Source organism: Cellulomonas uda (genome assembly GCF_006538705.1).
GTDB lineage: Bacteria > Actinomycetota > Actinomycetes > Actinomycetales > Cellulomonadaceae > Cellulomonas > Cellulomonas uda.
This window is the reverse complement of the sequence record NZ_BJLP01000052.1, coordinates 22,011-28,184: the sequence shown is the minus strand read 5'-3', so window position 1 is coordinate 28,184 and position 6,174 is coordinate 22,011. Positions and strand designations below refer to the sequence as shown.

Below are 6,174 nucleotides of genomic sequence, written 5' to 3'. Positions count from 1 at the left end.
CCGACCGGCCGGCGCACCACCGGCGTCGCCGCACGCCCCGGGGCGCGCGCGTCCCGGTCGGGTGCGCTGCTCGCGATCGTGGGACTGGTCGCGACGATCGTGCTCGGCGCGGTCGCGGCGCCCGCGAACGCCGACGCGATCGACGACCGACGCAAGGCGGCCGAGCGGCAGAAGTCGGCCAACGAGAAGGAGCGCTCGGACGCCGAGGAGGTCCTCGAGGGTCTCGAGGGCGAGCTCGGCGCGGTCTCCGACCGCCTGCTCGAGGTGCGGGCCCAGCTGCCCGCCGCGCGGCTCGCGGTGCAGGAGGCCGAGGCCGAGTACGCGAAGGCGAAGCGCGAGGCCGCGATCGTCGCGGCGCGCCTGCAGGACGCGCGCGAGCAGGCCGACGACCTGTCCGCGACGATCGAGGCGGACTCCAGCGAGTCGTCGCGCCTGCGTGAGGCGATCGGGCAGATGGCGCGCGAGGCGTACCGCGGCGGCGGTGACGTCTCGGGCGTGAGCATGGTGCTCGACGCCGACTCGAGCGAGGACTTCATCCAGCGCGCGGACCTCATGAGCCAGGCGCTGCGCACGCGCGCGCAGGTGCTCGACGACCTGCAGGCCACCGAGTCCGGCAACCGCAACTCCGCCGAGCGGCTCCAGGCCGTCCAGACGCGCATCGGCGAGCTCAAGGACGAGGCCGACGCGAAGGTCGAGCAGTCCAAGGCTGCGAAGAAGGCGGCCGAGGACGCCAAGGCGACGCTCGACGCCCTGCTCGCCGAGGAGCAGGAGAAGCAGGCCGCGCTGCTCGCGAAGAAGGGCGAGATCACCGCGCAGCTCGCGCGCATCGACCGGGAGTCCAAGCGCATCGAGTCGGACCTGCGCAAGGCGATCGAGGAGCAGAAGAAGCGCGACGCCGAGCGCGCGAAGGACCCGGACCCCGGCGACCCGCCGCCGTCGTCGTCGGGGACGCTCTTCGTCAACCCGACCCAGACGCGGCCCATCCACGTGACGTCCGAGTACGGGATGCGCTACCACCCGGTCCTGCACTACTGGCGCCTGCACGCGGGCATCGACCTGCGCGACTACTGCGGCAACGACGTGTACGCCGCGCGCTCGGGCACCGTGGCCTGGACGCAGTACCGCTACGGGTACGGCAACCAGGTGATGATCACGCACGGCTCGGTCAACGGCCGCTCGCTCGCGACGAGCTACAACCACCTGTCGTCGTTCGTCGTGCGCCCCGGCGCGTACGTGAAGGCGGGTCAGCTCATCGCACGTGCGGGCAACACGGGGACGTCGGGCGGCTGCCACCTGCACTTCGAGGTGTACTTCAACGGCGCGACGACGAACCCCCGGCCGTACCTGCCGCTGTGAGCCGATAACCGCTGCGCCACCCGCGCGGGCGGCGGGTAGGCTCGAGCGGCCCTCACGACGGGGGCCCGTGGTCCGACGACCGCGGACGAGGACGAGGAGGGGTGCGCGGTGGCCAAGGACTCCGGGCGCAAGCTCGTGGCCGCCAACCGCAAGGCCCGCCACGACTACACGATCGAGGACGTCTTCGAGGCCGGCGTGGTGCTGACCGGCACCGAGGTCAAGGCGCTGCGCGCCGGCCGCGCGTCGCTGGTCGACGGCTGGTGCGAGATCGAGGGCGGCGAGGCGTGGCTGCACGGGGTGCACATCCCCGAGTACGCGCAGGGCACGTGGACCAACCACGCCCCGCGGCGCAAGCGCAAGCTGCTGCTGCACCGCGAGGAGATCGACCGTCTCGAGTCCCGCACGCGCGAGAAGGGACACACGGTCGTCCCGCTCGCGCTCTACTTCCTCGACGGCCGGGCGAAGGTCGAGATCGCCCTCGCCCGCGGCAAGAAGGACTGGGACAAGCGTCAGGCGCTGCGTGAGCGGCAGGACAACCTCGAGGCGCAGCGCGCCATGCGCGACCTGCGCGACCGCTGAGCGGGTCCCGGCCGCTCCACCGCAGGTCGCGATAGGTTGCGGCGGTGCACCAGTTCCTGAACCTCGTCGCGCCGCGAGGGCGCGGTCCGCGCCGCTCGGTCGCCGTCCTCGGTCTGTCGGGTGCGCTGCTCGTCGGCACCGCGCTCGCCGCGTCGGCGGCACCGGACCAGACGAGCGGCCGCGAGATCACGCGGTACGACGTGACGGCGACCCTGGACTCCTCCGGGACCGCGGACGTGAGCGTCGACTTCGACTTCGACTTCGGCGACGACCCCGGCCACGGTCCGTACCTCACGCTGCCGACGCGTCAGGGGTACGACGAGACGCGTGACCGGGTGTTCAGCTACAGCGCGGTGAGCGTGACGAGCCCCTCGGGTGCGCCGGCGGACCTGCACCGCGAGGAGAGCGACGGCTGGCTCACGCTGCGGATCGGCGACGAGGACGTCGACGACGTGTCGGGCGTGCAGACCTACCGCCTGACCTACCGGGTCGACGGCCTGGTGAACCCCGCGAACGAGCAGCACTCGGGCGACGAGCTGTACTGGAACGTCATCGGCGAGGGCTGGGAGATCCCGATCGGGGACGTCAGCGCGACCGTGACCGGACCGGCACCCGTCGAGGGTGCGGTCTGCTTCGCCGGCCCGTCGGGCTCGACCACGCCGTGCACGTCGGCCGACGTGCGGGGGAGCAGCGCGACGTTCACGCAGGACCTGCTGGGAGCCCGGGAGCCGTTCACGACCGTCACCGGCTGGCCCGGCGGCACGTTCGTCGGCGCCGAGCCGCTCCTCGTCGAGCGCCCCGACCCGGCGGCTGTCTGGGCGCCCGCGTCGCCGCTGGGCGGGCTCGCGGTCCTCGCCGCGCTCGGGGGCAGCGCGCTGGCCGTGCGACGCGTGCGGCGCACCGGACGTGACCGCGCCTACCTCGGCCTGACGCCCGGCCTGCGCCCGGTGCACGGTCAGGAGGTCGGCTCCGGGTACCGCGACAAGCGCACGCCCGTGAGCGTGCAGTTCACCCCGCCGCAGGACGTGCGTCCCGGCGAGCTCGGCACGCTCGTCGACGAGAAGGCCGACCCCGTCGACGTGACCGCGACGCTCATCGACCTCGCCGTGCGCGGGTACCTGCGGATCGAGGAGGTGCCGCGCTCGAACCCGAAGAAGAAGCCGAACGACTGGACGCTCGTGCAGCTGCGCGCGCCCGACGCCGCGCTGCTCGAGTACGAGTCCCGGCTGCTGCGCGACATCTTCGACGCGCGCTCGACTGTCAAGCTGTCCGACCTCAAGCAGACGTTCGCGACGTCGATGAGCAAGGTGCAGGACGCGCTGTACGACCAGGTGACACGCCTCGGCTGGTTCCGCGCCAACCCGAAGTCCGTGCGCGCCCGGTGGATCGCCGCGGGGATCGCACTGATCGTCGCCGCGGGGTTCGTCCTGGCGGTCGCGATCGGCGTGGGGGACAGCTCGCTCGCCACCTCCGCGCGCGGGCTCGCGCTCCTGCCGTTCGCGATCGGCGTCGTCGGCGTCGTCGTGCTCGTGTGCGCCAGGTACGCACCCGCGCGCACCGAGGACGGCACGGCCGTGCTCGCGCAGGCGCTCGGCTTCAGGACGTACCTGACCACCGCCGAGGCCGACCAGATCCGGTTCGAGGAGGGGCAGGACGTCTTCAGCCGCTACCTGCCCTACGCGATCGTGTTCGGCGTCGCCGAGCGGTGGGCGCGGGTGTTCTCCGAGCTCGCCGCGCAGGGGCGCGCGCTCGACGCACCCGGCTGGTACGTCGGCTACTACGACCCCCTGCCCGGGATGTTCTGGGCCTCGGGCTTCGCCTCGTCCATGGACCGGTTCCAGACCGTGGCGACCGAGTCCCTCACCGCGCCCACGCCCGGCTCGTCGGGCGACTCCGGGTTCTCCGGCGGGGGGTTCTCGGGCGGCGGCGTGGGCGGAGGCGGAGGCGGCGGCTGGTGACCGCACCCTCGTCGTGACGTCCTCGGCCGCGCGGACCGCTACGGGCGCAGGCCCAGGATGTCCGCTAGGTCGAACCGGACGGGCTCGTCGAGCTGGGCGTACGTGCACGTCGCCGGGTCGCGGTCCGGCCGCCACCGCCGGAACTGGCCCGTGTGCCGGAACCGGTCACCCTCCATGTGGTCGTACGCGACCTCGACGACGAGCTCGGGCCGCAACGGCACGAAGCTGAGGTCCTTCGTCGCGTTCCACCGGCTCACCGCCCCCGGGAGCCGCTGACCGGCGTGCGCCTGCTCGTCCGCCCACTGCGCCCACGGGTGGTCCTCGACGCCGTCCCGCAGGGGCGCGAGCTCGTCGACGAGGCTCGCGCGGCGGGCCATGGGGAACGACGCGACCACACCCACGTGCTGCAGCCGGCCGTCGTCGTTCCACAGCCCGAGCAGCAGGCTCCCGACGACCGGACCTGACTTGTGCCACCGGAACCCCGCGACCACGCAGTCCGCGGTGCGCTCGTGCTTCACCTTGAACATGGAGCGCTTGTCGGGCAGGTAGCGGCCGTCGAGCGGCTTGGCCACCACGCCGTCGAGGCCCGCACCCTCGAACTGCGTGAACCAGCGCCGCGCCTCGTCGAGGTCGGCCGTCGCGGGCGTCACGTGCACGCGACCGCCGGCGCCCGCGAGCGCCTCCGTCAGGCGCGCGCGCCGGTCGGCCAGCGGCGTGGACATCAGGTCGTCGTCGCCGAGCGCCAGCACGTCGAACGCCACGAAGCTCGCGGGCGTCTGCTCCGCGAGGAGCGTCACGCGTGATGCCGCCGGGTGGATGCGGTTCGTCAGCGAGTCCCAGTCCAGCCGGTCGCCCGAGACGATGACGATCTCCCCGTCGAGCACGCACCGCGGCGGCGTGTGTTCCTTGATCTGCTCGACCAGCTCCGGGAAGTAGCGCGTCATCGGCTTCTCGTTGCGGCTGCCGAGCTCCACCTCGTCGCCGTCGCGGAACACGATCGTGCGGAAGCCGTCCCACTTGGGCTCGACGTGTCCCGTGTCGGGGATCTCCTTGACCGACTTCGCGAGCATGGGCGCGACGGGCGGCATCACGGGCAGGCGCATAGGGGACATCCTGCACCGGACGGGTGACATCGGCACCGGGCCGCGCTCGGCGGCACGTGGCCCCTTGAGGTCGGCCGGGCATGCGCCGATGCCACCCTGTGTCCTCCGACGACCTCCCGCGCTCGAAGTCGGGCCGCATCCCGCAGTGGGTGGTCGACGAGGCGCGCGGCCGCGAGAGCGCCCCGCCCCCGTGGCGCGGCGACACCTGGGACACGTCGGTCGAGGCCGACCGGGCGCGGACCCGCCGTCGCCGGCCGGCCTCGCCCTCGACCAGCGTGCTGACCGCGGTGCTGTCGGTGCTCGTGATCGCCGGGAGCGCCGTCGTGTGGTGGTCCCGCCTCCCGGACCAGTCGTGGGACGGCGCGGTGGACGCGCTCTTCTCCCGGGACGTCCTGCGGTACGACACCGCCTCGGGCGGCGGGGTGGCGAGCCTGGCCCACCTGCCCGAGCCGGGGTTCGAGGAGGAGGACGCTCCGCTCGGCACGCCCGCCCCGCTCGCGTGGGACGGCTCCGCGTACGCGTTCGAGCGCACCCAGGAGCTGCCCGACGGCACGCAGGTGCCCGTCGCGTGGTCGCCGTGCCGCCCCGTGCACGTCTCGCTCAACCTCAACGAGGCCCCCGCGGACCTCGTCGACCAGATGCGTGTCGTGCTGTCCGAGCTCGAGGCCGTCACCGGTCTGGTGCTCGTCGTCGACGGGACGACCGACGAGGACGCGCGCGTCGGCCGCAGCCCCGTCCAACCGGAGCGCTACGGCGACCGCTGGGCGCCGCTGCTCGTGCAGTTCTCCGACGAGAGCCGTGTCCCCGAGCTCGAGGGCGACGTCGCGGGCATCGGCGGGCCGCAGGTGGTCGACCGCGGCGACGGCCTGCTCGTCGCGGTGTCCGGCGCGGTCTGGATCGACACGACGATGCTCGAGCGTGACCCCGTCGACGGGGTGCCCGCGTACGTGCCCGTCCTGCGGCACGAGCTCGCGCACGCCCTCGGGCTCGGGCACGTGCAGGACGCGAGCCAGCTGATGAACCCGAAGGCGTCCCCGGACGTGCTCACCTACCAGGCGGGGGACCGGTACGGCCTGTCGATGCTCGGCCGGGGGGTGTGCGCGCCCGACGTGTGAGACCCGGTGCCCCGGGCAGGCGTGGTGGCACGCGTCAGCATCACCCCCGGGCATGACCGGATG

The 6,174-nt window shown here is 73.4% G+C and carries 5 protein-coding genes; 4 read left to right on the top strand and 1 reads right to left on the bottom strand.

The window, feature by feature from the left end:
* Window positions 1-78 precede the first annotated feature (78 nt).
* The 3 genes from CUD01_RS13660 to CUD01_RS13650 all read left to right on the top strand — a co-directional run bounded on the left by CUD01_RS13660 (window position 79) and on the right by CUD01_RS13650 (window position 3,893).
* Window positions 79-1,356: a peptidoglycan DD-metalloendopeptidase family protein gene (locus tag CUD01_RS13660; RefSeq protein WP_244937788.1), complete on the top strand. Its 1,278-nt coding sequence runs from the start codon at window positions 79-81 to the stop codon at window positions 1,354-1,356.
* Window positions 1,357-1,464: 108 nt separating this feature from the next.
* On the top strand, window positions 1,465-1,935 hold the full coding sequence (gene smpB / locus CUD01_RS13655; RefSeq protein ID WP_094179558.1) for an SsrA-binding protein SmpB: 471 nt from the start codon (window positions 1,465-1,467) through the stop codon (window positions 1,933-1,935).
* 44 nt (window positions 1,936-1,979) lie between these two features.
* A complete protein-coding gene (locus CUD01_RS13650; RefSeq protein ID WP_141321847.1) occupies window positions 1,980-3,893 on the top strand; it encodes a DUF2207 domain-containing protein in 1,914 nt (637 codons plus the stop codon).
* A gap of 38 nt (window positions 3,894-3,931) precedes the next feature.
* On the opposite strand, the gene CUD01_RS13645 is transcribed toward CUD01_RS13650, so the two are convergent.
* Window positions 3,932-4,996: an ATP-dependent DNA ligase gene (locus CUD01_RS13645; protein ID WP_141321845.1), complete on the bottom strand. Its 1,065-nt coding sequence runs from the start codon at window positions 4,994-4,996 to the stop codon at window positions 3,932-3,934.
* Between the two features lie 98 nt (window positions 4,997-5,094).
* On the opposite strand from CUD01_RS13645, the gene CUD01_RS13640 reads away from it, so the two are divergent.
* Window positions 5,095-6,111, top strand: coding sequence for a zinc metalloprotease (locus CUD01_RS13640; protein WP_141321843.1), 1,017 nt, complete (start codon window positions 5,095-5,097; stop codon window positions 6,109-6,111).
* The last annotated feature ends 63 nt before the right edge of the window (window positions 6,112-6,174 follow it).

Excerpts from the sequence above, each read along its gene's own strand:
- CUD01_RS13645 (WP_141321845.1), bottom strand. The coding sequence starts at position 4,996 with ATGCGCCTGCCCGTGATGCCGCCCGTCGCGCCCATGCTCGCGAAGTCG.